Below are 2746 nucleotides of genomic sequence, written 5' to 3'. Positions count from 1 at the left end.
AAACTGACCTAGTTCATATCTTAAACACTCTGTAAATCCTTCTAGTGCAAATTTTGTACTAATATAAGCTGGAGAGCCTGGCAATCCCATTCGTCCAACAACAGAACTAATGTTAACGATAATGCCAGAACTTTGTTTTCTCATTATTGGTGCAACTTCTTGAATTATTCTAACAATGCTAAAGAAATTTGTTTCAAATTGTTTTTTAAAATCATCTATTGAAACATCTTCGGTGCATCCAAACTGACCATATCCTGCATTATTTACTAGAACATCTATTCTTTGATCATCAGAAATAATTTTTTCAATTGCTGCTTTAATTGAATCAGGTTTATCGACATCTAACTCGATTATCTTTATGTTTAGATTCTCATTTTTTGCGACATCTAAAATCTTGTCTTGCTTTGATGTGTTTCGCATAGTAGCATATGTAAGATATCCGTCTCTTGCCAAAGCCAATGCAGTCTCATAACCAATTCCTGATGAGCTGCCAGTTACAACTGCTATCTTTTCCATAGATAATTTTTCTTTGGCATCTTAATAATTCATTTTATTTTGCCCAACCAATTTGGCGCAATCTATCAACTGATGAATCCATCACACATGCAGGCATTTGGTTTGATTGCTTGAATACAAGACTCATGTCTTGTTTGCATGAAACATTTTCAGCCATTATGCCTGCTTGAATTTGCTTTAGTGGGGGCATTGAGCTATCTCCCTTTGGTCCTGAAATAATTGGAGTAATTTTGAGAATTCTATCATCATTTGAGGCAGGACTTCCTCTGCCATCTTGATTGCTAGTTAGGAGATACAAGTCGCCATCTGGGCTCATATTTGCACTTCGTAGTCGTCCAAACTCGCCTGAAAAGAGCGCAGTGCTGCTCTTTACTTGATTATTCTCCAAATCCAAATCAAGCATTCTTAGATGCTCGCCTCTAAGAGTTGCAACAAAAAATTTTCCATACCAATCAGAAATTTTTTGAGAATCATAAAATGCAGCACCTGAAGGAGCCCATGTGTCATCTCCAGTGTGAATAATTGGATTCTCTAATCCTTCTGATGTCTCATCGCCAATAATTTGTGGCCAACCATAATTTTTTCCAGAATAAATTACATTTACTTCATCATGTGCAACTCCTCGCTCTCCAGATGGTCCATGCTCTGTTGCAACTAGGATTTTACTTTCTGGATGCCAGTCAATTCCTTGTGGGTTTCTATGACCTAAAGAAAAAATTTCATTATCAAATGGATTATCTTCTGGAATACTTCCATCAGGATTAATTCTTAGAATTTTTCCTGCAAGTGAATCTAAATCTTGAGATAGATTATAGTTTGATGCATCACCTGTTGCAATGTATAAGAGTCCGTGTGGTCCAAACTTTATTCGTCCACCATCATGCCATTGACTACCTGGAATTTTATCAAGTAAAATTAATTCTTCAGAGAGATTATTGTTATTTTCAGTATAGCGAACGACTCTGTTGTAAATATCTCTGCCATCAAAATAGCTGTAATACATGTAGATGAAATGATTTTCATCAAATGCAGGATCTAATGCTAAACCAAGCAAGCCTCCTTCTGTTCTAGAAACCTCTAGTGAAATAATTGGCTCAGATACTTGACCGTCTTGAATTACTCTGAGATCTCCGACTCGCTCTGTAAAGAAGATTCTTCCATCACTTGCAAAATCAATTTCCCAGGGAACCTTCAAGTTCTCTGCAACAGTTTCAATCTTTACTCCAAGCTCTGGATACTCTTGCGCAAATGCTGCTGGCAGAGAAATCGTAATTGCAATTAAAAAAATTAGAAACTTTATCATGATTCTTTATTGTAGTTTATCAAATTTTAAACTAGGGGTTTATCGCCTTCTGTTGGGTCTTTGAGTTTAGTCTCTTCTTCATCAATAATTCGCTCAAAGACCTCAAGTGAGGCTAATTTATGCAGATATTCGTTGTTATTTCCACATCTATACGAGAATGTGCATCTGGGGCATCCTGACTCATTTTTGCAGGGACACTCTTTTACAATGAACATGCTTCGCTCTAGTGCTTTTTCAAATCTGTCATAGAGTGCTTTGCTTGCACCATTTCCCCCAATTGCACCATCATAGACAAAAATTAATCCTGAAGTTCCAAGTGATATTCCGCCAAGATCTTGGGATACTCCACCTGTAATCATGTTGCTTCCCTCAATTACAACATGCTCTGTTGCATGATAGCTACTAGCCTCTACATATTCTTCATCATCTGATTTTGAAATTTCTTTTAGGGGTCGTGGTGCATTAAAGACAATTCCTTTTGTAACAAAATCATATTCAAGTGGTTTTTCAAGTAATACTTTGTTTCCCTGAGTTACTTCATGTCCTAACTCGATGTTTACATAACCATAGACACTTTTTTGGATATGTAATTTACAAAATGCAACTTCCATTCCAAAGACATCTCTTTTCTCATAGACTGTCTCAATTGTAGGCCACTCTTCAGTTAGTGCTTTAGTATAATATGGATAATCCCTTGGGATGCGCTCAAGTTTTGCGTAATTTTTTTCTGGATAATCAAACTCTTTTACCTTGTATCTAATCCCTGCAAGAAAATAGATTGCATCTTGGTGCAGCTCTTCTAATGCAATAGGCAAAATTCTGTCACCTACTTTGCGTTTATCCAAAAAGATGTCAATTGTGTTTCCAATTCCTCTAATGCTAAACTCATCTAGCTGAGATTTTATTGCATCAAAATTTGGAACATAA

3 protein-coding genes are annotated in these 2746 nt (G+C 36.3%); all 3 read right to left on the bottom strand.

What is annotated here, in order from left to right:
* Nucleotides 1-516, bottom strand: a 516-nt coding sequence (locus C6988_RS10630) for an SDR family oxidoreductase (protein WP_182135400.1), incomplete at its 3' end; no start/stop codon positions are given.
* A gap of 34 nt (nt 517-550) precedes the next feature.
* Nucleotides 551-1819: a PQQ-dependent sugar dehydrogenase gene (locus C6988_RS10625; RefSeq protein WP_182135398.1), complete on the bottom strand. Its 1269-nt coding sequence runs from the start codon at nt 1817-1819 to the stop codon at nt 551-553.
* Nucleotides 1820-1845: 26 nt separating this feature from the next.
* The coding region (locus C6988_RS10620) for a Zn-binding domain-containing protein (RefSeq protein WP_182135396.1) at nt 1846-2746 on the bottom strand (901 nt) is incomplete at its 5' end.

It is taken from the genome of Nitrosopumilus sp. b1 (assembly GCF_014078545.1).
Lineage (GTDB): Archaea > Thermoproteota > Nitrososphaeria > Nitrososphaerales > Nitrosopumilaceae > PXYB01.
Note: the sequence above shows the minus strand (reverse complement) of the source record. Positions and strands in the feature narration are given on the sequence as shown.